Source organism: Pedobacter glucosidilyticus, assembly GCF_002483235.1.
Classification (GTDB): Bacteria; Bacteroidota; Bacteroidia; order Sphingobacteriales; family Sphingobacteriaceae; genus Pseudopedobacter; species Pseudopedobacter glucosidilyticum_B.
Window position 1 is genome coordinate 97,317 of the sequence record NZ_DLHN01000021.1, and the last position, 22,813, is coordinate 120,129.

Below are 22,813 nucleotides of genomic sequence, written 5' to 3' on the forward strand. Positions count from 1 at the left end.
AGTACAATTAGATGATAAACATGATATTAAAATATAAGATAAAAGCATTTTTAAGTTTAGGATTGATGGTTTCTTTGCCTGTTTTTTTACAAGCACAGGTTAAGCCAGAGGAGCAAAAACCTAAAACCACTCAGCAGCAACCTACAGAAGAAGAAAGCAAAACATCTGTAACAGAGGAAATAGAGGTTGTTAGAGAATATAAACCCATTTTGGCTGATGCTGTTAAAATAAGACGTAACCCAGATTTAAATAGCAATAAAGCTTTTAATCCCAGAGTGAGGTATAATCTATTGGATAAAAGATTAGAGCTCAACTCAGAAATCAGGACTTTAGAAGCGCAGCAATTAAAACCTATTAAAGATGAAGATTTGCAAAATAATTACGCAAAAGCTGGCTTAGGTAATTTAGGGACTACTTTAGGTAGTTTACATTTAGGTACTGGCAGAGACCAAGCGCTACAAGCCGGGTTTAACTTTGACCATTGGAGTATGAGTGGGAAATTAAATCAACAAAAAATGTCTGAACAAGATTTAGGTATTTATGGCAGAAGCATAGGCGACCAAATTGTGTTAGATGGAAAGATTAATTATAACCGCAGAACCAATTATTTTTATGGATTAGACCCGGCGGCTTCTTTTGCCAACCCTGATCCGGTTAAGCAAAGATTTAATTTTATTGAAGGTAAAGGCGAGCTTTACAATCGTGTTGATGCTTATGACGAAAATAAGCTGGCTTACGCTGCTCAATTGTACGGTTATTTATTTAATAATATTTTTGAGGGCAAAGAAAACACCATCATTGTTTCTGGTGGTTTAAGTAAAAACATCAATAAATTTCAAATTGGTGCAAATGCTAATCTAGATTTTACTACTACCAGAGATAGAGCTTATGGTTCCTTAAACAATCATATTTTAAAGTTAAATCCTTTTGTAAAGATAGACGGCGAGCAATTTAAAGTTGTAGCAGGTATCAATTACGTGAATGAATTTGGTGGTGATAACCAACGTATGAACTTATTTCCTGCTGCCAGTTTAGATTTTACACTGATTAAAAATTACCTATCTGTATTTGGTGTTTTGGGTGGTGATGTTCATAAAACCCGTTTGAAAGATTTAAGCTACAACAATCCGTTTTTAAACGAGAATATCAACATCAGAAACCAAATAGAAAAATTTAGTATTGAGGGTGGTGTAAAAGGTACTTTATCTGCTAATATTGGTTATAAAGCATCTGTACATTATAAAACCATCGGAGATTTTAGCTATTTCGTAAACGATTCTACAAGACTGCAAACTTTCCAAGTTGAATATCTTACAGATAACAGTAATATCTTAGGTTTAACTGGCGAGCTTAATGTTCAATTTTCTAAAGCCTTTAGGTTAGATGGTAAACTAGAGTTAAATCAATACAACTTAAAGAACGAATTAAACGCTTGGTATTATCCTGGTGTTAGATTAAGTTCTACAGCATCATTCAACATCACAGAGAAACTGAAAATAGATGCTGATGTTTACTTACAAGGAGAAACTAAAGCAAAGCTGTATAATACATCATCAGTAGATCCTAATGATTTTCAGGTAAGAACTATTAAAGCTTTTGCCGATTTGGGTGCAGGTGCATCTTATCAAATAAATAATAAATTTGGTGCATTTTTAAAGGTTAATAACCTTTTAGGCACAGCTTATGAGCGCTATTTGTTTTATCCAAACTACGGATTTAATATCTTAGGTGGTTTAAGTTATGGTTTTTAAAGGCAATATTTTTTGGTAGGATAAAAAAGACTATTTTTACAACATCAATGGATATTTCCTTTAATATAAAAGATATTTTAGACAAGAATAGTCTGGTTATTTTGCCAGGTTTAGGTGTGTTTTATAAAAAAAGACAGAAGGGTTTTTTTGATGATCAAAAACAGGTTTTCTGTCCACCTAAAGAGATTATTGGCTTTTCTAACATCATCCCAGAAGAATCCCAAAATCCAGCTATAGAATATATTTGCAAAACCAGAAAGGTTTCAATGGCATCTGCAGATTATTTATTAAACCAATTTGTATCTGAGCTCCGTAATATCTTAAACCAAAAAAACGAGTTGCCCTTACAAGGTTTAGGTAAATTAATCAAAAAAGATGAAGTATTGGTTTTTGAAGAAGAAAAAGCAATAGAAACCAATTTGGCTTACTTTGGGCTACCTTTAGTTAGTTTAACTACTCCTAACTATACTGAAAGCATAAACGATAAATACCAGCAAGAAGAGCTGTCTTTTTCTTTAGCAGAACAGGCTTTGCAAGCTTCTTTACCAATAACAGATGGTACACATAAAAGAAAATCTAACAGGTGGATTTTTATATTTATCCCGGTAATAGTAGTTTTAATAACAGCCTTATCACTTTATTTCATTAGACCTGATTTATACAACCAATATTTTAATCCTAACCTTTACAGTAAAGACAATAAGGTAGTAGTTCCAATTGGTTTGCCACAAGAAAATAATCGTAAAGGTATTAGTCAAAAAGATGCTACTATAGCAGACTCTGTTTATAATGAGATAGAAAGAAATGCAAAAGCACAAGGCTTAGAAATAGAGAAAATTAAAGATTCTACAAGTGTAACAATCAGTAACACTGCTGTACCAAATAAGTCTGATATACGTTATGAAATTATCATTGCTGCATGGCAAACCAGAGCTAAAGCAGAAGATCAGGTTAAAAAACTTAAAGCAAATGGTATAAATGCTTTTATTGTAGAAGATGCCGATGGGCCTATGATTAAAATAAGTGCTGCTACTTTTTATAATAAAGCAGAAGCAGAGGCCGAATTAAAAAGAGTAAGAGAAGAATTAAATCCAGAGGCTTTTATTAAGCCTATAAAACCTTTAAAATAAATTATATATGTTTTTACAAGATATCGGAGTAGATACTTTATCCAATACTATCCAGGCCATGCAAGCCCCACAACAGGCAGAAGAATTAAGCTTATTTGATTTGTTAACAAAGGGTGGCTGGGTAATGATTCCCTTAGCCTTGTTAGCTTTTTTAGGTTTGATTATCTTTTTTGAGCGTTATTTTACCATCAGAAAAGCAGCAAAAGACGAGTCGCAGTTAACCATGCAAGTACGCTCTAGTATCAAAAGTGGAAATCTGGATGCAGCCTTAGCTATTTGTAAAAGTAGTAACTCTCCTCTGGGTAGAATGTTACAAAAAGGCTTGTTAAGAATTGGCAGACCCATAAAAGACATAGAAGGCGCCATAGAAAACGTAGGGAAGCTAGAAGTTTCTAAGCTTGAAAAAAACATTGGTATTTTGGGTATTATAGCAGGTATTGCGCCTATGTTAGGTTTCGTAGGTACAATTATTGGAGTAATCACCATTTTTCATGATGTATCCGTAAAAGGAATTATAGAAATTGGTACCATTTCTGGAGGTTTGTATGTGAAGATGATTTCATCTGCCACAGGTCTTATCATCGGTATTATCGCCTATATTTTTTATAATATCCTAAATATTATGGTAGATAAGGTAATCCTTAAAATGGAGACAGATTCTATTGAATTTATTGACTTGTTAGAAGAGCCAGGAAGATGAATTTAAAAAAAAGAAAAAGACCACATGTAGAAGTGCATACAGCAGCGTTAAACGATATTATGTTTTTCCTGTTATTGTTTTTTCTATTGGCTTCTGCGGTTGTAAATCCAAATGTGGTGAAATTATTTTTACCCAGATCTAGTTCTGGACAGGCTGTTCCACAAAAAACCATAAATGTCTCTATCACTAAAGAATTAGAATATTTTGTAGAGAAAGAGCAGGTACCTTTTGAACTTCTGGAACAAAAGATTTTACCCTATCAGCAAGCTAACCCTGATTTAACTATTATTTTGTTTGCCGATAGAAGTATTGCCATTGAAAATATCGTTAGTTTAACAGATATAGCCAACAAACTTAAAATAAAGCTTGTTTTAGCAACAGAAACTAAAAAATGATTAACCTCTTAAAATCAAATCCTGATAACAATTACCCAAAAGCCATTGCTTGTGCTTTAGGGCTGCTTATTGGTTTTTTATTGTTAAGCATTTTTTACATCATTAACACGGCTCAGCCACCAGAAGAGGTTGGCGTGGGCGGAATTATTGTTAACTATGGGACTTCTGATGAAGGTATGGGCAGTGATTATATGAGTATCGAGGAACCTTCTGTAGATCCTAATGCTAATTTAACCGCCCCAGACAAAATTGTACCCGATGCTAATACAGCCGAGACACCTACCACGCAAAATAATGCTAACGATATTGTAACGCAGGATATGGAAGATGCGGTGGCTGTTAAAACTAAAACAAATGCTAGTAGTACAGCTCCTAGTCAAAATACAGATGTTAAAGAAACAAAGCCAACCGTTAACCAAAACGCTTTATACAAGGGTAAAAAGAATAATGGTTCTGGTGCTGGCGATGGTATTACAGGTACTCCAGGGAACCAAGGTAAACCAACTGGAGATCCTTTAGCTAATAATTATGATGGTACTGGCTCTGGCAATGGAGGTGTGGCGCTGTCTTTAGCGAGTAGGAGATTTGTGAGCAGCCCGGTTATTAAAGATAATGGGCAAAAGTCAGGTAAAATAGTTGTTGAGATTAGGGTTGATAAAAACGGAGTGGTTACCAGTGCAAAAGCTGGCGCAAGAGGCACAACCTTAACAGATGCTGATTTATGGGATAAATGTGAAGCTGCCGCTGTAGGTTCAAGATTTAATATTTTAGATTCTGCACCAGAAACTCAGATTGGTTACATCACTTTCAATTTCAAAGTCAAATAATATGAATTCTTAACACGGCATATAGGTGTCTCAAATCTCATATCGCAATACGCATATCTAAAAAATCATCTCAATACGCATATCTAACAAAAGTGACTCCACACTCAAATCTAAAAAATTATCAGCAAACGCTGGACTATTTATACGCTAAGTTGCCGATGTTTACTCGTATTGGAGCTGAGGCTATTAAAAAAGATTTGACTAATACATTAGCTTTCTGCAAGGTTTTGGGTAATCCTCATCAAAAAATTAAAACCATACATGTTGCGGGTACCAATGGAAAAGGTTCCGTATCACACATGCTAGCGGCTGTTTTACAAAAAGCTGGTTATAAGACGGGTTTATATACTTCGCCACATTTAAGAGATTTTAGAGAGCGTATTAAAATAAATGGGGAGATGATACCTGAAGAGGATGTTATCCATTTTGTTAATCTCCACAAGCAAGTTATAGAGGATATATCACCTTCTTTTTTTGAGGTCACCGTTGCTATGGCTTTTGATTATTTTGCTCAGCAGCAGGTAGATATTGCCGTTATAGAAGTAGGTTTGGGTGGGAGATTAGATTCTACCAATATCATCACTCCAGAGCTTTCCGTTATCACCAATATTGGGTATGACCATATGAATATCCTAGGTGATACTTTAGCCCAGATAGCAAGCGAAAAGGCAGGTATCATCAAGCAAAATATACCTGTGGTAGTTGGCGAATATCTGGATGAAACATTGCCGGTTTTTACGGCAAAAGCTAAGAAAGAAAATACCAGTATACGTTTCGCTTCTGATGAGCTAAGTGTTGATGTTGTCAATCAAACGGCTCAAAAAATGGAAGTAGAGGTGAAAAGTAAATTTATCAATAGTCAATTAAGTTTAGATTTAGCTGCTACCTATCAACTAAAAAATATTAAAACCGTTTTATTAGCTGTTGATGAACTTCAAAAGAAAGGCTTTAACATTACTTTAGCCGATTTAAAAGAAGCGCTTTCTGCTGTAAAGAAAATAAGTGGTTTAATGGGGCGTTGGCATGTTTTACAACAAAATCCATTAGTTATTTGTGATACGGGTCATAACGAAGATGGTATAAAAGAAGTACTCAAGAATATAGCGCTAACACCCCATCAAAACCTACATTTGGTTATAGGAATGGTTAAAGACAAAGATATTGCTAAAGTTTTAAGCTTATTACCAATTAATGCTACTTATTATTTTTGCGCACCTCAATTAGAAAGAGCCAAGCCTGCACAAGAACTCGCCGATGAAGCTATTTCTTTAGGTTTTAAAGGCAATGTATTCCCTTCTGTTTTGGATGCCTTAGAAGCCGCTAAAAATGAAGCTAAAGAAGATGATTTGGTTTTTGTAGGAGGCAGTACTTTTGTTGTAGCGGAGGTGGTGTAGATTTTAATCAATTTTCACACTTCCATTAACACTTGCTAACATAGCACTAATTTTTAATAGACATTCTTCATATTCTTTTTCTGCATCGGCGTAAAAAGTGATGGCACTACCAGCATGAAAAGATAGGTATTTAGAACTTTCATTGTACAGAACACTTCTAATGACCACATTAAAATCAAAATCCTGATGGGGAGTGATATAGCCTATAGCGCCAGAATAAATGCCCCTTTTACTTTTTTCATACTTTTCCATCAGCTGCATAGCTTTTATTTTTGGAGCACCTGTCATACTTCCCATAGGGAAAGTATTTTTAATGATTTCTGTTAAACTCAATTTTTCGTCTACTTCACAAACAACGGTAGAAATCATTTGATGTACTTGTTTAAAGCTATAAATACCAAAAAGCTCTTCAACAGCTACAGTACCTTTTTTTGCTGATTTTGTTAAATCATTCCTCACCAAATCAACAATCATGACGTTTTCTTGCTGCTCTTTTGGATGATTAGCCAAGGCTTCCTTAATAGCATTATCTTCTTCCAGATTTTTTCCTCGTTTGGCAGTTCCTTTTATAGGTTGCGAAATGATTTTATTACCTCTTTTTGCTAAAAATCGCTCTGGACTTGCACACAAAACATACTTATCTTTCCATTTAAAAAAACTAGAAAATGGGGTTGGAGAGACTTGACTTAACCTTTCATAAACTTGTACAGGGTTTAAACTGGTATCCTCCTTGTAAAACTCAATGCAAAAATTAGTTTCGTATATGTTTCCGGCAGCTATTTCTTTCTGAATTTGCTTTACAGTGTCTATGTATTCGTGTTTAGAGAATTTACAATTGATCTCAATAGGAGGTAGGCTTTGCTCTTCTTCTATGATGGTTTTAGAAATAGCTGCTAAAACTTGCTCAGCATCATCACTTATGATACTCAAATCATCGCCTTTTACAAGAATAAGATGTTTGGGTACAAAGAAAAATAAGTCTGGAAAAGCTAATGAATCTTTGTTGCGAGATGTTAAATCCTCTACCTCATTTTTTAAATCGTAAGCAAAGCCCCCAATTAACCAGCTTTGGTGTTTGTTTTTAAATGCTTCTAATTGCAAGAAAGCATCCCCGTAAGGAGTTTCTAAGCAATCTATAGCGTCTACCGCAATTAATAAATCGAAAGTAGAATAGGGGTCTTGATATTGATGCGAGTCAAAAACGGTACAGTATTCATGCTGATTTGCCCATCTTAAAGCTTGTTGTTTAAATGCAAACTTATCCTCTATTTTTAACTGCATCATTTGCTGCAAACTTAGGCAAGAAAATAAAAAATCCGAAGGCTTGGCTTCGGATTTTTTTATTTAACACATGGTTAGTGTTTGTGTTCTGTCTGGTCCTACAGATAAATATTTAATAGGAACCTCCAAATGCTTTTCTAAGTAAGCTATGTAGTTTTTTAATCTTACAGGCACTTCCTCTGGCGAGCGTATGCCTGTTAAATCTTCATTCCAACCTTCTAATTCTTCGTAAACAGGTTCTGGCTGTATACTGCAAATATCGTAAGGCATATAATCTATAGTTTCGCCATTATAATTGTAATGGGTACAAGCGTATATTTTATCAAAACCGCTTAAAACATCGGCTTTAGTCATCACCAATTGGGTAACACCATTTAATAAAATCGCATATTTTAAAGCAGGTAAATCAATCCAACCGGTTCTTCTTGGTCTACCAGTAGTAGCGCCAAACTCATTACCAATCTTTCTTAATTCTTCACCCATTTCATTGTCTAGCTCGGTAGGGAATGGTCCGCCACCAACACGTGTGCAGTAAGCTTTAAAAATACCAATTACATCGCCAATATTTCTTGGTGCAACACCTAAACCTGTACAAGCACCTGCTGTAGTGGTGTTAGATGAAGTTACAAATGGGTAAGAACCAAAATCAATATCCAACATGGTACCTTGTGCACCTTCTGCTAATACTGTTTTTCCTTGTTTTAGATAATCATTCACCAAATGTTCGCTATCTACAAAAGGGAATTTTTTAATCAATTCTATGGCTTCAAAAAAAGCAGCTTCTTTTTCAGAGAAATCTTCAACTTCTCCGTAATGTGCTAAAATACTTTTATGCTTTTCTACTAGTTTTTGGTAACGTTCTTTAAAATCAGGTAAACCAATATCACCAATTCTTAAGCCGTTTCTACCTGTTTTATCCATATAGGTTGGTCCAATCCCTTTAAGGGTAGAACCAATTTTACCATCGCCCATTTTCTTTTCAGATGCAGCATCTAAAAGCTGGTGTGTAGGCAAAATTAAATGAGCTTTACGACCAATAAATAGGTTTTTCTTTGCTAGTAAATCATGCCCAGCATCTTTTAATTTATCTAGTTCTCTTTTCAGGATGATAGGGTCTATAACCACACCATTACCTATAAGATTTAAAGTGTTTTTCTCGAAAATTCCGGAAGGGATAGTATTAAGAACGTATTTTTTGCCATCAAACTCTAAAGTGTGCCCGGCATTAGGGCCACCTTGGAAACGAGCGATTAGGTCATATTGAGGTGCTAAAACATCAACAATTTTTCCTTTACCTTCGTCGCCCCATTGAAGGCCTAATAAAACATCAACAGCCATTATAAATTAATTAGTTTTTATTGTTGTAAGATTCGCAGTAACCACTACTTAGTCTGGTACAATTACCATAAAGATTTAAAGAGTGGTGCTGGATATTAAATTTAAGTAAATCGCCCATCATGGTTTGTATTTGTTGAACGCGAGGGTCGCAAAACTCAACTACTTTACCACAATCTAGGCAAATAATATGGTCGTGTTGTTTGTAACCATAAGATTTTTCAAACTGAGCCATGTTTTTACCAAACTGGTGCTTGGTAACTAGATCACAAGATAACAAGAGTTCTAGCGTGTTATAAACAGTAGCCCTGCTTACACGGTATTTCTTATTTTTCATGTGTATGTAGAGAGATTCTACATCAAAATGATCTGTTCTGGAGTATATTTCTTCGAGTATGGCAAACCTTTCGGGAGTTTTTCTAAGATTTTTATTCTCCAGATAAGATTCGAAAATTTTTTTTACCATCTCAATGGTTTCTTGTACAGCCATAGCGATTGTTAGAGTGTCAAAGTTATCAAAATTTACAATATAGCTAAATGCTTTTTAGTTTTTTACTGATATTGTTTCTTCCGAAGAGTCAAAACGTAAAACATCTGTAATGCCTTTCACCTCTTTTATCTTCTTAATTAAGTTCTCAAGGTGCTGAGTATCATTAACATATATCATAATAGTACCTTGGAAAATACCGTCCTCAGTATCCATCGTAATAGAACGCATGTTTACCTTAAAATCATTAGAAATAACCTGTGTTAAGTTATTTATCAGGCCAACCTCATCAATACCTGTAATTTTAAGTCCGGTAAGAAAGGCTAATTGCTTCTGACTGTTCCATTTAGCTTTTACAATTCTGTAGCCAAAGCTCGACATTAATTTGGTTGCATTAGGGCAGTTTGTACGGTGTATTTTTATGCCATCTGATACGGTTACGAAACCAAAAACATCATCACCTGGGATAGGATTGCAGCAATTAGATAGCTTATAATCTATCTTTTGCATATCCTCACCAATTAATAAAACATCACTATCATTAGATTTAACTTGTTTAATGATATTTTGGATTTTCTCTGAATCTATATTTTGCTGAGGTTTTTGCTCAACAACTTTCTCTGATGCAACAAACTCTTTAAGGTCTTTTAAATCTATAATGCCTTTAGCCACATTGTAGAACAAATCTTGCGTAGATTGTAGCTTAAAGAAATAGCTCAGTTTATAAATATTATCAGAGTTATAAGTGATTTTTAAAGATTTCAACTTACGTTCTAAAATCTCTTTACCATCTTCTGCTATTTTGCGTTTTTCTTCTTTTAAGGATGATTTAATTTTGGCTTTAGCTTTTGCTGTTACCACAAAATTTAGCCAGTCTTCTTTAGGTGTTTGTTTACCGGATGTGATAACCTCTACTTGGTCTCCGTTTTGGAGTTTATAAGATAAAGGAACCAGTTTATGGTTTACTTTGGCACCAATGCAACGGGCACCAATATCAGAGTGAATTTCAAAAGCAAAATCTAACGCGGTAGCTTCTATTGGGAGTTGAATCAGATCGCCTTTAGGGGTAAAGATGAAAATCTCATCAGAGAATAAGTTCATCTTAAAATCATCTAAGAAATCTAAAGCATTAGCTTCCGGATTGCTTAGAAGCTCTCTCACTTTTTGTACCCATTGGTCTAAACCGCTGTCTGATGATGATTCTTTATATTTCCAATGTGCAGCAAAACCTTTCTCTGCAATCTCATTCATACGTTGTGTTCTTATTTGAACCTCAACCCATTGCCCCTTAGGGCCCATTACAGTAGTATGTAAAGATTCGTAACCATTTGCCTTAGGCGATGAAATCCAATCTCTTAAACGGTCTGGATTTGGGCGATATAAATCCGTAACAATAGAATATGCCTTCCAGCTATCTGCCTTTTCATTTTCGGGTTTGCTATCTAAAACAATGCGTATCGCAAATAAATCATAAACTTCTTCAAAAGGAATACCTTTTTTCTTCATCTTGGTCCATATAGAATGGATAGATTTTGGTCTTCCTAACACGTTGGCATGTAGGTCTTGTTCGGCTAAAATTTTATTAATAGGGCCTATAAATTCTTTGATAAATAACTCTCTTTCTGCCTTTTTTTCATTAAGCTTTTGAGCGATGAATTTATACGTTTCTGGCTCCATGTATTTCATGGATAAATCTTCTAACTCAGATTTTATGGCGTATAAGCCTAAACGATGCGCTAGTGGAGCGTATAAATAAACGGTTTCAGAGCAGATTTTAAGCTGCTTGTCTCGCGGCATAAAATCCATGGTACGCATATTATGTAAGCGGTCTGCCAGCTTAATCAAGATCACCCTAACATCATCAGCTAAGGTTAATAACATCTTTCTGAAGTTTTCTGCCTGCATAGAGCTGTTAGCATCAAAAACTCCTGAAATTTTGGTTAAGCCATCAATTATTTTAGCACATTTTTTTCCAAATTCTCTTTCAATATCTTCTAAAGAAATGTGAGTATCTTCCACTACATCGTGTAACAAGGCGCAAACAATAGAAGTAGTACCCAAGCCAATTTCTTCTGCGGCTATTTGTGCTACAGCAATAGGATGATAGATATAAGGCTCGCCAGATTTACGGCGCATATCTTTATGATTTTCAACAGCCATGTCAAAGGCCTGTCTAATCATCTTCTTATCGCCCTTCTTCATGGTTGGTTTACAGGCTCTTAGCAGAGCTCTGTAACGTTTCAATATCTCTGATTTCTCTGCTTCTAAATCTATTATGTAGTCTTTCATCTAAAAATTATCTGTAGCACAAACGATTTTACTTTCCTCTAACAATTATTGGGTTACTTATTATGCAGAAAGGTAATTAATAAGTGATAAATTTGTATATTAAAATTATGAAAATCAAAGGTTTTTTTCTAGGATTCATTTTCTCCTTAATGTCATTTTACGCAATGGCACAAAAACCTGTTTTACCTATTACAGGCAAAAACGATACAATTAAAGTAGCCCTAACAGATGTTGATGGTATCTTAGTCCCTTGGATAGTTCTAAATGAAGTTTCTATTGTGAACAGAAGGATATTTAGATCTCCTGAGGATTTGGCAAAATACAGAAGACTAAAGTATAATGTTCTAAAAGTTTTGCCTTATGCTCGTTTTGCAGGACAAAGATACAGACAACTAGAGAAAGATTTAGCACTCACTTCCAATAAAAGAAAACAAAAAGAGTTAATTAAGAGTTGTGAGAAAGAGATTAAAGATTTGTTTAATCGTGAGATTAAAAATATGACCATCACACAAGGTAGTATTTTAATTAAATTGATTGATAGAGAGACAGGTAACTCTAGTTTTGATCATTTAAAAGAAACCAAAGGAAGAGTCCCTGCATTTTTTTTACAATCTGTAGCAAAAATGTTTGGCCATGATTTAAAGGCCAAATATGATGTAGAGCAGGAAAGAGACATTGAAGCTATCATATTAGCTTCAGGATATTACACTTATCAGTAATGAGCGAAAAAACAGTTTATCAGTTCCGTGTAGAAGATATTAAAGGAACTGAGGTGAGTATGGAGGCCTATAAAGGTAAAGTTTTATTGATTGTTAATACAGCATCCGAATGCGGTTTTACTCCTCAGCTAAAAGATTTAGAAGAGCTTAGGCAGACCTTTGAAGGCGAAAGATTTGAGATTTTGGCTTTTCCAAGTAATGATTTTGGCCAGCAAGAGCCCTTAGAAAATGATGCTATAGGTAAATTTTGTAGCATTAATTACCATACTAGATTTTCTATTTTTAAAAAAGTAAAAGTAAGAGGTCCTTATGCTCATCCCTTATTTAAATTCTTATCAAATAAAGAATTAAATGGTAGGGTGGGCTCTACACCAAGATGGAACTTTCACAAGTTCTTGGTAAATTCTAAAGGTGAAGTGGTAGACTTTTTCTATCCTTTTACCAAACCCAATACTACTCGGGTGAAGAAAAAAATCCAAAAGCTATTAAGCGTTACCAAATAAGCATGAAGTTAGATTTATTATTTATTGCCGTTCATCCTGATGATGTTGAATTGGGTGCTGCCGGAACTATCCTCAAGCATAAAGCTATGGGTAAAAAGGTAGGTGTGGTAGATTTAACTCGAGGAGAATTAGGTACGAGGGGTTCTGCCGAAACAAGGGATGAGGAAGCGGCAGCAGCAGCTGAAATTTTAGGTCTTGATATCCGTGAGAACCTACACATACGAGATGGTTTTTTTAAAAATGATGAGCAGCATCAGCTTCAAATTATTGAAGTGATCAGGAAATATCAACCAGAAATAGTGGTAACCAATGCGTATGATGATAGGCATCCCGATCATGGGAGAGCTTTTCAACTGGTTAATGATGCTTGTTTTTTAGCAGGCTTACCAAAAATTAAAACCACTTATCAGGATGCGGAGCAAAAGGCATATCGCCCAAGATTATTACTTTCTTTTATTCAGGATACTTATATAAAACCTGATATTGTTATTGATATTTCGCTTTATCACCAACAAAAATTGGAGGCTATAAGGGCTTATAAAACTCAATTTTATGTTCCGGGAGTAACACTTGATGAACCCCAAACTTATATCTCAAATCCAGATTTTTTAGAAGTTATCATAGGAAGAAGCAGAGAGATGGGTAAATCTATCCAAGTACCTTTTGCGGAAGGTTTCCTTTCTAAGAAGATTTTAGGAGTAGATAATCTCTTCGATTTAAAATAATTGTCAATTTATCATTCTTAGCCTTTTAAAAAACAACACAAACTGTATCTTGTTAATCATAAAACCAATTATCAAGATATGTCAAACGTTTTTTCAAAAGTCAAAAATATTTACCAGCTGTTTAAATCTGTTGATTTTAAGCAATTAGAAGTGCTTTCTCAAAAAGTAGATTTAAAAGAAGTTATGACTCAATTTAGCAAGCTTGATGAAAAGCAGCTTGCGAGTCTGATGAAAATGGTTGGTGGAAATAAAAAAGTAAAAGAATTACCACCCATAAATGGTGATTTTTATGAGCTCTCTGACTCTTTATCTCCAGAAGATAGAGCATTACAACTAAAGGTAAGAGCTTTTATGGAGACAGAGATAAAGCCCATTGTTAATAAATATTGGAACAGGGCAGAATTTCCTCATGAAATTATTCCTAAAATGGCCGAGTTAAATATTTGCGGATTAACTTATGAAGGTTATGGTTGCCCTAATCGTTCTTTTTTAATGGAAGGGATTTTAGCTACCGAAATGGGTAGGATAGACGCTTCTATTGCTACATTTTTTGGTGTACAAAGTGGCTTGGCAATGGGCTCTATTTACATTTGTGGTTCTGATGAGCAAAAGCAGCGCTGGCTTCCAAAAATGCAAAAAATGGAATTGATAGGCTCTTTTGGTTTAACTGAACCTGAAATTGGCTCTGCAGCAGCAGGAGGACTAACCACAACTGCTAAAAGAAATGGTGATACATGGATTTTAAATGGTCAGAAAAAATGGATTGGTAATGCCACTTTCGCTGATGTTAATATTATTTGGGCTCGAGATTTAGATGATAACCAAGTAAAAGGTTTTGTTATTGAAAAAGGCAATCCTGGTTTTTCTGTAGAGAAGATAGAAAATAAAATGGCTTTAAGAATAGTACAAAACGGCCTTATTACCTTAAAAGATTGTGTAGTAACTGAAGAAAACAGACTACAAAATTGTAATTCTTTTAAAGATGTTGCTAAAGTTTTACAGATGACCAGGGCTGGTGTTGCTTGGATGGCTGTAGGATGCGCAAGAGGAGCTTACGAGAGTGCTTTAAAATATACCAGAGAACGCGTTCAGTTTGGAAAGCCGATAGCTTCTTTTCAGTTGATTCAAAATCATTTGGTAGAGATGCTTTCTAACCTAACAGCTATGCAAACCTTGGTTTTTCAGCTTTCAAAACTGCAAGACGAAGGTAAATTAACAGATGAACATGCGTCTTTAGCTAAAGTATTTTGTACCATGCGTACCCGCGATGTAGTAAGCAGAGCGAGAGAAGTAATGGGTGGAAACGGAATTTTACTAGAATACGATGTCGCCCGTTTTGTTGCAGATGCTGAGGCTATTTATTCTTACGAAGGAACCAAAGAGATAAACTCTTTAATAGTAGGCAGAGCCATTACTGGTTTTAGTGCTTTTGTTTAAATTGAGCATATTTTAGCGCAGGTATAAATGCCTGTGCTAAAATTCTTTTAAAGCTCTTTTAATACTTTTCTCATCACCTCCATACCCTCGTCTATATGATGTTTTTGTATAATAAGTGCAGGTCTAAACCTGATGGTGCTATGCCCACATCCTAAAAACATTACTTTATGTGCCATGCCTTTACTTACAAAATGGTTTCGTTGTTCTGGCGTATCAAAATCAAAAGAACATAATAAACCTTTTCCTCTTACATTTTTAATGCGTTCATCTTCACTTGCTATTTCTTGAAGTTGTTGATAGAGGTAATTCCCAACATCGGCAGCGTGGTTACAAAGTTGGTCTTCTTCTATAATTTCTAAAATTTTTGAAGCCCTTACCATATCTACCAGATTACCTCCCCAAGTAGAATTAATTCTGGAAGGCACTGTAAAAACATTATGCTCTATTTCGTCTAGTTTTCTACTTGCTAAAATTCCACAAACCTGCATTTTCTTACCAAATGCGATAATGTCTGGTCGGGCATTTTCTCCAAAATGTTCATGACACCAAAATTTACCTGTTAAACCAACGCCAGTTTGTACTTCATCATAAATTAATAAAGCTTCATTTTCATCACAAAGTAGGCGTACTTGTTCTAAAAACTCTTTTCTGATATGGTTATCACCGCCTTCTGCTTGTATAGGTTCAATGATGATAGCACATATATCATCTTGATACTTTTTAAAAGCATCTTTTATCTCTTGGATAGATTTTGCTTCTCGTTGAATTAAATCTTGCAGATTTTCATCTGTTAAAGGATATTTTACTTTCGGATTTGATACCCGAGGCCAATCAAACTTGGCAAACCATTTTGTTTTATTGGGTAGGGTATTGGTTAAACTTAATGTATAGCCTGTTCTTCCATGAAAAGCTTGTTCAAAATGTAAAACTTTAAAGCCTTTTTCTTGCTGATAGCCTTTGGAAAAATTCTTTTGTACTTTCCAGTCCATAGCTGCTTTTAAAGCATTTTCTATAGCTAAGCCACCGCCAGCAATAAAAAAGGCATGTGGTAAATAATCTGGAATACCAACTCTAGAGAAGGTATCTACAAACTGCGCATATTGTTCTGTATAAATATCAGAATTTGATGGGTTGGTTAATGCCGCAAGCATAAGGTTTTGTTTAAAACTTTCATCTGCTAACATTTTTGGATGATTATAGCCTAAAGGAACAGACGCAAAACAGGTGAAAAAATCTAATAAGGTTCTGTCATGCTTACTATCATAAATGTGTACGCCTTTACTTTTTTCCATATCAAATAGTAAGTCATAACCATCCGTTAAAACATGCTTGCCTAAAACCTTTTCTACTTCTTTTGGGGCTATATCTATTTTATACATAACACTATGATTTGGTTTTAATATACAAAAAACACCCTGTAAAGCCAAAATGATTTAATGTAGATGAAGATGTTACCTTGAATAAACTAGAATTTATCTAGCATACCTAATATTCCAAAAATGCCACCTGTATGTATCATCAATATTTTACTGTTAGATTTAAAGAAGTCTTGCCCAGCTAAGTCTTGTATAGCAAACATGGCTTTTCCGGTATAAACTGGATCTATTAAAATGCCTGTTTTGGAGGTGAAATCTTTGATGAACTGAATCAATTCTGGAGTAGTTTTAGCATATCCACCAAAGTGGTATTGGTCTAGTAAAAGATAATTTGAGTTATTTATCAGTAAAGGTTTAATATCATCTTTTAAGAAAGCGCCACCTTTTAATACAGGTACCATGGCAAATGTGCTAGCTAATTTGTTTAAGTCTATAGCGTTAATAATACCTGCAGCAGTTGTACCCGTACCCGCAGCACAAAAAATATAATCGTAAGATTGTTTTAATTCCGTAATAATCTCTCTACAGCCTATCTCTGCCTCTTTGCCAGCACCACCTTCATCAATAAAATAGGCTTCTGGATGATCATTAAAGTGTTCATCAAAAAGTTGCTTTTTGTTTTTATAGGCATCTCGGCTGGTAAAAATTAAATCCATGCCATGTATTTTGCATAAACCTAATAAGCTATTATTTACCTCTTCGCCTCTCACAAAAGCAGTAGTTTTGAAGCCAAATTTGGCCCCTGCCGCTGCTGTGGCTAGTAAATGATTAGAATAAGCTCCACCAAAAGTTACCAGATGGTTTTGTTGGTTTGATAATGCTTTTATGAGGTTATATTTTAATTTACGCCATTTATTGCCTGAAATAAAAGGGTGTATTAAATCGTCTCTTTTAATAAAGAGCCTGATATTTTGCTGCTTAAAAATAGGATAGGATACTTCTTCCTCAGGACTATAAAATTGTAGGTTAAGCATCATGCAAAATAAAAAAAGCCATCCTAATTAAAGAATGGCTTTAAATTTTTTATGGATTGAATTACTTTCCTATACCAAATCCAATACCCGCAGTTGCTGCATTATAATCTCCAATGCTGTAAGCTCCGTAAAGTCTGAAAAATGCAAGATGCAAAGAAAAACCTGCACTCGCCCTCATTCCAGAAATACTTTTTTCATTGATTATAACAGGGTCTTTGATGGTTTGAGTGTCATTTGGACCAAGACCTGATTTTACGATATAATCGCCCAAAATACCGAGTTCTGTCTTAGCTGTATTATAACCTACACTAACAAAAGGCGTAAAAAGAGCTAGTTTTTTCGATAAAATTGCATCTACAGTAAAACCTGATAATTTAGACTCTATTCTTTGATTTAAATCAGCATTTTGATTAGGACCTTCATTAATTTGGTCTTCAATAGCAAATTTATAATCTACATTAATTTGATTATAACCAAATGCTAGTGAAATATCTACAGGGATAATTTTTTCTGATTTACCTGGTAAGAAAGAGGTAATTTCTTTTTTGATACCTACTCCCCATGAATTTACTTGTCCACCATCACCAATTTTAACCGATGGTACAAATCTTACAGAAACATCGGTATTTTTAATCAAGCCTACTGTTAATTGTACTTGTGGTGAGGGTACAATATCATGACCTAAACCTTGAGGTAAATCAAGTTCGGTAATAGCAAAGTCGCTTTCATCAATACCTATAGTTGATGGATTATCATTGCCATATATTTCTAACGTTGAGCCATTTACATCTTTGCCAAATAGGGTGGGAGTTAATGGATTAGAGCCAGCTTTTAATCGGGTATTGGCAGATAAACCTAGTTTGTTAACATCAAATTGTTGGTCTGCTGGTGGTACAAAAGCTCCTGTTGCTTGAATCCTGAGATCAAATTTGCCTAAATTTTTAGTTTTTGCAGAGTTAAACCAGCCACTGTTCATCCCAAAGCCGAAACCTTTAAAAAAAGGATTAAAATAAGCTTGAGCTAATTTGGTAGCGTCTCCGGTACCTGCTTTTACAATAGCTCCAATATCATCTTGGGCAAATGTAAGCGTAGAAACACTCAGAAATGTTAATGTTAAGGCAAAATTTTTAGAAAAATATGCTATTTTTTTCATTTTAGGAATGATTTAGTTCAATTCCTAAAGTATATCTTTTTAATAAGAAATGGAAAAAAATTAAGTACAAATACAAATTTTTTAGTAAAGTCTTTCATCATGGTTTTTCTTAGTTTTTCTGATAGTACGAACCTTTAGTCAAATGTGATACCATTTTTTTGTAATTGATTGAAAATTATTTAAAAGGTTTAATTTTGTTTATGGATTTTAATGAAGAAGCATCAGAATTAGAGGAGAGCGACTTATATGAGCATCTTAGAATCAAGGTTGATAAGGGGCAGTCTTTACTAAGAATTGATAAGTTTTTGATGCATCGTGTAGAAAATGCTTCAAGAAATCGTATTCAAAATGCTATAGAGATGGCCAATGTTCTGGTAAATGATAAACCAGTGAAAGCCAGCTATAAAGTAAAACCAGATGATGATATTTCTATTGTTTTACCCCATCCACCAAGAGATACAACTGTTTATCCGGAAGATATCCCTTTAGAGATTGTTTACGAAGATGATGATGTGCTTTTGGTAAATAAAAAAGCCGGAATGGTAGTTCATCCAGGTTTTGGTAATTGGAATGGTACTTTGGTAAATGCCTTAGTTTTTCATTTTACACAACTGCCACAATTACCCGGAAATGATGGCAGGCCAGGGTTGGTGCATCGTATAGATAAAGACACTTCTGGCTTACTCATCATCAGTAAAAACGAAAGAGCCATGACTTTTCTGGCTAAACAGTTTTTTGATCATAGCATTAGTAGAAGGTATATTGCTTTGGTTTGGGGCGATTTGGAAACCGATGGAACCATAAGCGGTTATATCGGCAGAAGTGCTAAGGACCGTAAAGTGATGGATGTTTATGAAGATCCGGAAAAAGGAAAATGGTCTGTTACGCACTATAAAGTTTTGCAACGTTTTAACTATGTTACCTTGGTAGCTTGCGAGTTAGAAACAGGCAGAACCCATCAAATAAGAGCTCACATGAAGCATATAGGACATCCCTTATTTAACGATGCCCCTTATGGTGGAGACAAAATTAGAAAAGGAACCTTGGTAGCCAAGTATAAAACTTTTGTAGAAAATTGTTTTCAGATTATCCCTCGGCAGGCTTTACATGCGCAATCATTAGGCTTTATACATCCGGTAAGTAAAAAATATATTCATTTTGAAACAGCATTACCTGATGATTTTAAGCAGGTTATAGAAAAATGGACGAATTATATCCAACATCACTAAAATCTTATCATAAAAGAAACGTTCAATTTCTAAATTTGCAGCATGGCTAAACGCTTTATCAATTTTAATGGGGAGATTTATCAGGAAGAAGAGAAGCTACTGACTATTGCAAATAGAGGCTACAGGTATGGTGATGGCATTTTTGAAACCATGCGTATGTCAAAAGGAAAGCTAAATTTTGCTGATTTACATGCCGATAGGTTGCAAAGCGGGATGAAGACTTTGAAAATTGAGGGATATTCTCAATTAGATGCCTACTTTTTAAAAGATAAAACTGAAGAGCTTTGTAAGCGGAATAAGATTGCGCAAAACGCTAAGTTTAGATTAACAATTTATAGAAATGCAGGCGGATTGTATACCCCAGATCAAAATAAAAGTGCTTATAGCTTAGAGATTAGCCCTTTAGACTCTCCTTATTATGATATGAATACGAAGGGTTTAATTTTAGATGTTTATGAGGATATTCCAAAAGCAGTTAACAAATTAGCGAATCTTAAAACCTGCAATGCCTTAACTTATGTGATGGCAGGTTTATATAAAAAACATCACAAATTAGATGAAGCTTTTATTTTAAACCAACATGGTTTTTTATGCGAAGCTATCAGTGCAAACGTATTTATTGTTTACGAAGGTAATATATATACACCAGCTTTAAGTGAAGGCTGTGTAGGTGGTGTTATGCGCCAAGTGGTTATGAAACTAGCACAAAAAAACAATTTACGAGTTGTAGAAGCACAAATAAACCCCGAGATATTAAATATGGCAGAAGAAGTTTTTTTAACCAACGCTACCAAAGGCATACAATGGGTAATGGGCTTTAACAGAAAAAGATACTTTAATGAAGTATCAAGGTTTTTAGTAGAAAAACTCAATCAACAAATTTAACTAACCATCTAACTCCCGATAGCTATCGGGACTAACCATCTAACCACCTACCTAAACCTTAACCCCTCTCAAAAACTCCTCTATCTGCATTCTTTTTTTGCCTTCTAGTTGAATTTCCTTTACGGTTATAAAGCCATCTAAGGCAGCAAATTTCAGATATGTTTTACCATCTGTTAAGTATGCGCCTGGCTGTATATGAACCACAGCATTTTCTATCTGGGCAGAGAAAATTTTGAAAGTTTTATCCTGTAAATAAGTAAAAGCAGCAGGGTATGGGCTTAATCCTCTAATATGGTTATAAACCTTTTGTACCGGTTGGTTCCAGATAATTTTACAATCCTCTTTAAATATTTTGGGTGCATGTTTAAGCACAGCAATATCAAAATCATCTTGTGGTTTTTCCTGATAATTGCCTTCTTTAATAGCTGTAACAGTTTCTGTAAGCAATTTAGCACCCACCATCATCAATTCATCGTGTAACTGTCCAGCAGTCATATCATTGGTAATAGCAACTTTCTCAGAGAATAAAATATCGCCAGTATCTATTTCGTGTTTTAAAAAAAAAGTAGTTACACCAGATTCTTTTTCTCCGTTTAAAATAGCCCAATTAATAGGTGCAGCCCCACGGTATTGTGGTAGTAAGGATGCATGAAGGTTTATAGTTCCTAATTTAGGCATATTCCAAACGGCTTCTGGCAACATTCTAAAAGCTACTACAACCTGTAAATCAGCAGCTAATGCTTTTAGCTCTTTTAAAAATTCTGGAGCCTTTAATTTCTCGGGTTGTAAAATATATAAATGATGCTCTTTAGCATATCTTTTTACAGCAGATTCTTGTATTTTTTGCCCTCTCCCTGCTGGCTTATCAGGTGCTGTAATAACGCCAACAATATCAAAACCAGCTTTTACCAAGGCATCTAAAGATGCTACTGCAAAATCTGGTGTACCCATAAATACGATTCTCATACTTATATTTTCAATTATGTTTTAGTTGTATAATAAATATTTTTTTCTTGTTGCTTTGTATGATTCCAATCCGTTTGCCCAGCTAGCTCTTATTTCTGCTTCTGTTTTGCCGTCTTTAATTTGCTGCATCAATTGAGCATTACCTGCTAGTTTGTTAAAAAATGGGGTAAAGAATTTTTCTTTATCAGGAAAATCTTGGTAAAGTTGCAATAAGATACCCAAATTAAGTTGTGTTTGATTTTGAATATCCTTTAAAGCTGTATTTCTAAAATCAATACCATAGCAAACCTGATTTTCTAGAGGAGGGTTTTTACTCATCCCAACAATACTTATTGGTGTAAAATTAAATTCATACTTTCCTTTCAATGCCGGATGCCCTAAAACTTGGAAAGGATAAAGCGTTCCTCTACCTTGGCTTATGGCTGTACCTTCAAACATACATAAACTTGGGTACAGGTAAATAGATAAAGCATTAGGCAGGTTAGGAGATGGTTTAACTGGTAAGGTATAAACCATATCATGGTTGTAATTTTTAACCTTAATAATTTTTAATTCGCACTTTACTCCATTGCTAAGCCATTTTTCTCCGTTTACCATTTGTGCAAATTCTGCTGGTGTTAAACCATGGCCAATAGGGATTTTATGCATCCCCACACCAGATTTAAATTCTGGTTCTAAAATAGGGCCATCAATTAACTGCCCATTAGGGTTAGGCCTATCTAATATCAGTAGAGGTATTTGATTATCGGCGCAAGCCTGCATCACATAGGCTAAGGTTATTGTATAGGTATAAAACCTTACGCCAACATCCTGTATATCGTAAACTAAAACATCAATATTGGCTAAATCTTCTTTGGAAGGAGCGTGTTTCTTACCATATAGAGAGATTACCGGTAAACCAGTTTTTTTATCCGTATAGTTTCCAACTTTTTCGCCAGCATCAGCATCACCTCTAAAACCATGTTCGGGACCAAAAATAGCTTTAATATCAACACCTAAACTCTTTAAGGTATCTACTAATGATACTTTATTGATTTCTGCAGTTTGATTAATCACTAAACCTACTTTTTTACCTTTTAAATAGGGTAAATAAGCCTCTGTTTGTTGTGCTCCGGTAAGTATATTTTTCTCTGTTTGTACTTCTTTATGAGTATTAGAGGTTTGATGATTACCTGCCATACAACCGTAAGAGGACAATATGAAGGTTACAATAAGGCTGATTTTATACATAGAATATTAATTAAACGTGTTTTTTTG

21 protein-coding genes are annotated in these 22,813 nt (G+C 34.7%); 12 read left to right on the forward strand and 9 right to left on the reverse strand.

Annotated elements, in window-relative coordinates; all coding sequences use genetic code 11:
* The first annotated feature begins 20 nt into the window (after positions 1–20).
* The 6 genes from B2745_RS07005 (at position 21) to B2745_RS07030 (ending at position 6,197) form a co-directional block, all read left to right on the forward strand.
* Positions 21–1,751 carry a TonB-dependent receptor gene (locus B2745_RS07005; RefSeq protein WP_304064672.1) on the forward strand — a complete coding sequence of 577 codons (1,731 nt, stop codon included), beginning with the start codon at positions 21–23 and terminating at the stop codon, positions 1,749–1,751.
* Between the two features lie 47 nt (positions 1,752–1,798).
* Complete coding sequence (locus B2745_RS07010) at positions 1,799–2,881, forward strand: SPOR domain-containing protein (RefSeq protein ID WP_304064675.1); 1,083 nt, start codon at positions 1,799–1,801, stop codon at positions 2,879–2,881.
* Positions 2,882–2,888: 7 nt separating this feature from the next.
* Positions 2,889–3,581: a MotA/TolQ/ExbB proton channel family protein gene (locus tag B2745_RS07015; RefSeq protein WP_026902595.1), complete on the forward strand. Its 693-nt coding sequence runs from the start codon at positions 2,889–2,891 to the stop codon at positions 3,579–3,581.
* Entirely contained in the window at positions 3,578–3,976 is a 399-nt protein-coding gene (locus tag B2745_RS07020) for an ExbD/TolR family protein (protein ID WP_304064678.1), read from the forward strand. Before B2745_RS07015 ends, B2745_RS07020 begins: the two co-directional genes overlap by 4 nt.
* Positions 3,973–4,803 (forward strand): energy transducer TonB, encoded by an 831-nt coding sequence (locus B2745_RS07025; protein WP_304064680.1) that lies wholly within the window; start codon positions 3,973–3,975, stop codon positions 4,801–4,803. Before B2745_RS07020 ends, B2745_RS07025 begins: the two co-directional genes overlap by 4 nt.
* 158 nt (positions 4,804–4,961) lie before the next feature.
* Positions 4,962–6,197, forward strand: a complete 1,236-nt coding sequence (locus B2745_RS07030) for a bifunctional folylpolyglutamate synthase/dihydrofolate synthase (RefSeq protein WP_304065140.1) — start codon at positions 4,962–4,964, stop codon at positions 6,195–6,197.
* A 3-nt stretch (positions 6,198–6,200) separates the two neighbouring features.
* Here B2745_RS07030 and B2745_RS07035 read toward each other — a convergent pair whose 3' ends face one another.
* The 4 genes from B2745_RS07035 to B2745_RS07050 are packed head-to-tail and all read right to left on the reverse strand — an operon-like array spanning position 6,201 to position 11,589.
* Positions 6,201–7,481, reverse strand: a complete 1,281-nt coding sequence (locus B2745_RS07035; protein ID WP_349681776.1) for an anthranilate synthase component I family protein — start codon at positions 7,479–7,481, stop codon at positions 6,201–6,203.
* A 60-nt stretch (positions 7,482–7,541) separates the two neighbouring features.
* Positions 7,542–8,816 (reverse strand): adenylosuccinate synthase, encoded by a 1,275-nt coding sequence (locus B2745_RS07040; protein WP_304064683.1) that lies wholly within the window; start codon positions 8,814–8,816, stop codon positions 7,542–7,544.
* Between the two features lie 10 nt (positions 8,817–8,826).
* On the reverse strand, positions 8,827–9,303 hold the full coding sequence (locus tag B2745_RS07045; protein WP_026902589.1) for a Fur family transcriptional regulator: 477 nt from the start codon (positions 9,301–9,303) through the stop codon (positions 8,827–8,829).
* A 54-nt stretch (positions 9,304–9,357) separates the two neighbouring features.
* Entirely contained in the window at positions 9,358–11,589 is a 2,232-nt protein-coding gene (locus B2745_RS07050; RefSeq protein WP_026902588.1) for a RelA/SpoT family protein, read from the reverse strand.
* A gap of 164 nt (positions 11,590–11,753) precedes the next feature.
* Between B2745_RS07050 and B2745_RS07055 the strand changes: the two genes are divergently transcribed.
* From B2745_RS07055 to B2745_RS07070, 4 genes are all read left to right on the forward strand, one after another.
* Positions 11,754–12,308, forward strand: a complete 555-nt coding sequence (locus B2745_RS07055) for a DUF4294 domain-containing protein (RefSeq protein WP_304064686.1) — start codon at positions 11,754–11,756, stop codon at positions 12,306–12,308.
* Positions 12,308–12,811, forward strand: coding sequence for a glutathione peroxidase (locus B2745_RS07060; RefSeq protein WP_304064689.1), 504 nt, complete (start codon positions 12,308–12,310; stop codon positions 12,809–12,811). The genes B2745_RS07055 and B2745_RS07060 overlap by 1 nt, the downstream gene beginning before the upstream one ends.
* A gap of 2 nt (positions 12,812–12,813) precedes the next feature.
* Entirely contained in the window at positions 12,814–13,536 is a 723-nt protein-coding gene (gene bshB1 / locus B2745_RS07065) for a bacillithiol biosynthesis deacetylase BshB1 (RefSeq protein ID WP_304064693.1), read from the forward strand.
* Between the two features lie 78 nt (positions 13,537–13,614).
* On the forward strand, positions 13,615–14,973 hold the full coding sequence (locus B2745_RS07070) for an acyl-CoA dehydrogenase family protein (RefSeq protein ID WP_304064696.1): 1,359 nt from the start codon (positions 13,615–13,617) through the stop codon (positions 14,971–14,973).
* 47 nt (positions 14,974–15,020) lie between these two features.
* Here B2745_RS07070 and lat read toward each other — a convergent pair whose 3' ends face one another.
* The 3 genes from lat to B2745_RS07085 all read right to left on the reverse strand — a co-directional run bounded on the left by lat (position 15,021) and on the right by B2745_RS07085 (position 18,476).
* A complete protein-coding gene (lat, locus tag B2745_RS07075) occupies positions 15,021–16,352 on the reverse strand; it encodes an L-lysine 6-transaminase (RefSeq protein WP_304064699.1) in 1,332 nt (443 codons plus the stop codon).
* Positions 16,353–16,438: 86 nt separating this feature from the next.
* Entirely contained in the window at positions 16,439–17,326 is an 888-nt protein-coding gene (locus B2745_RS07080; protein WP_414691923.1) for a 1-aminocyclopropane-1-carboxylate deaminase/D-cysteine desulfhydrase, read from the reverse strand.
* A gap of 58 nt (positions 17,327–17,384) precedes the next feature.
* Complete coding sequence (locus B2745_RS07085) at positions 17,385–18,476, reverse strand: DUF6588 family protein (protein WP_304064703.1); 1,092 nt, start codon at positions 18,474–18,476, stop codon at positions 17,385–17,387.
* Positions 18,477–18,676: 200 nt separating this feature from the next.
* Here B2745_RS07085 and B2745_RS07090 point away from each other — a divergent pair, with 200 nt between their 5' ends.
* Both B2745_RS07090 and B2745_RS07095 read left to right on the forward strand, forming a co-directional pair.
* On the forward strand, positions 18,677–19,705 hold the full coding sequence (locus B2745_RS07090; protein ID WP_304064706.1) for an RluA family pseudouridine synthase: 1,029 nt from the start codon (positions 18,677–18,679) through the stop codon (positions 19,703–19,705).
* Between the two features lie 42 nt (positions 19,706–19,747).
* A complete protein-coding gene (locus B2745_RS07095) occupies positions 19,748–20,590 on the forward strand; it encodes an aminotransferase class IV (protein WP_304064709.1) in 843 nt (280 codons plus the stop codon).
* 51 nt (positions 20,591–20,641) lie between these two features.
* Here the strand turns inward: B2745_RS07095 and fmt are convergent, their stop codons facing one another.
* Together fmt and B2745_RS07105 are read right to left on the reverse strand one after the other, a co-directional pair.
* A complete protein-coding gene (gene fmt / locus B2745_RS07100; RefSeq protein WP_304064711.1) occupies positions 20,642–21,556 on the reverse strand; it encodes a methionyl-tRNA formyltransferase in 915 nt (304 codons plus the stop codon).
* 21 nt (positions 21,557–21,577) lie between these two features.
* Positions 21,578–22,786 carry an exo-beta-N-acetylmuramidase NamZ family protein gene (locus B2745_RS07105; RefSeq protein WP_304064714.1) on the reverse strand — a complete coding sequence of 403 codons (1,209 nt, stop codon included), beginning with the start codon at positions 22,784–22,786 and terminating at the stop codon, positions 21,578–21,580.
* Positions 22,787–22,813 lie beyond the last annotated feature (27 nt).

Coding starts and splice junctions, on each gene's coding strand:
- B2745_RS07080 (WP_414691923.1), bottom strand. CDS start 17,326: ATGATGCTTAACCTACAATTTTATAGTCCTGAGGAAGAAGTATCCTAT.
- lat (WP_304064699.1), bottom strand. CDS start 16,352: ATGTATAAAATAGATATAGCCCCAAAAGAAGTAGAAAAGGTTTTAGGC.
- B2745_RS07045 (WP_026902589.1), bottom strand. CDS start 9,303: ATGGCTGTACAAGAAACCATTGAGATGGTAAAAAAAATTTTCGAATCT.
- B2745_RS07070 (WP_304064696.1), top strand. CDS start 13,615: ATGTCAAACGTTTTTTCAAAAGTCAAAAATATTTACCAGCTGTTTAAA.
- B2745_RS07055 (WP_304064686.1), top strand. CDS start 11,754: ATGGCACAAAAACCTGTTTTACCTATTACAGGCAAAAACGATACAATT.
- B2745_RS07060 (WP_304064689.1), top strand. CDS start 12,308: ATGAGCGAAAAAACAGTTTATCAGTTCCGTGTAGAAGATATTAAAGGA.
- B2745_RS07020 (WP_304064678.1), top strand. CDS start 3,578: ATGAATTTAAAAAAAAGAAAAAGACCACATGTAGAAGTGCATACAGCA.
- B2745_RS07050 (WP_026902588.1), bottom strand. CDS start 11,589: ATGAAAGACTACATAATAGATTTAGAAGCAGAGAAATCAGAGATATTG.
- B2745_RS07085 (WP_304064703.1), bottom strand. CDS start 18,476: ATGAAAAAAATAGCATATTTTTCTAAAAATTTTGCCTTAACATTAACA.
- B2745_RS07010 (WP_304064675.1), top strand. CDS start 1,799: ATGGATATTTCCTTTAATATAAAAGATATTTTAGACAAGAATAGTCTG.
- B2745_RS07030 (WP_304065140.1), top strand. CDS start 4,962: ATGTTTACTCGTATTGGAGCTGAGGCTATTAAAAAAGATTTGACTAAT.
- B2745_RS07040 (WP_304064683.1), bottom strand. CDS start 8,816: ATGGCTGTTGATGTTTTATTAGGCCTTCAATGGGGCGACGAAGGTAAA.
- B2745_RS07025 (WP_304064680.1), top strand. CDS start 3,973: ATGATTAACCTCTTAAAATCAAATCCTGATAACAATTACCCAAAAGCC.
- B2745_RS07035 (WP_349681776.1), bottom strand. CDS start 7,481: ATGATGCAGTTAAAAATAGAGGATAAGTTTGCATTTAAACAACAAGCT.
- bshB1 (WP_304064693.1), top strand. CDS start 12,814: ATGAAGTTAGATTTATTATTTATTGCCGTTCATCCTGATGATGTTGAA.
- B2745_RS07015 (WP_026902595.1), top strand. CDS start 2,889: ATGTTTTTACAAGATATCGGAGTAGATACTTTATCCAATACTATCCAG.
- B2745_RS07095 (WP_304064709.1), top strand. CDS start 19,748: ATGGCTAAACGCTTTATCAATTTTAATGGGGAGATTTATCAGGAAGAA.
- B2745_RS07105 (WP_304064714.1), bottom strand. CDS start 22,786: ATGTATAAAATCAGCCTTATTGTAACCTTCATATTGTCCTCTTACGGT.
- B2745_RS07005 (WP_304064672.1), top strand. CDS start 21: ATGATATTAAAATATAAGATAAAAGCATTTTTAAGTTTAGGATTGATG.
- fmt (WP_304064711.1), bottom strand. CDS start 21,556: ATGAGAATCGTATTTATGGGTACACCAGATTTTGCAGTAGCATCTTTA.
- B2745_RS07090 (WP_304064706.1), top strand. CDS start 18,677: ATGGATTTTAATGAAGAAGCATCAGAATTAGAGGAGAGCGACTTATAT.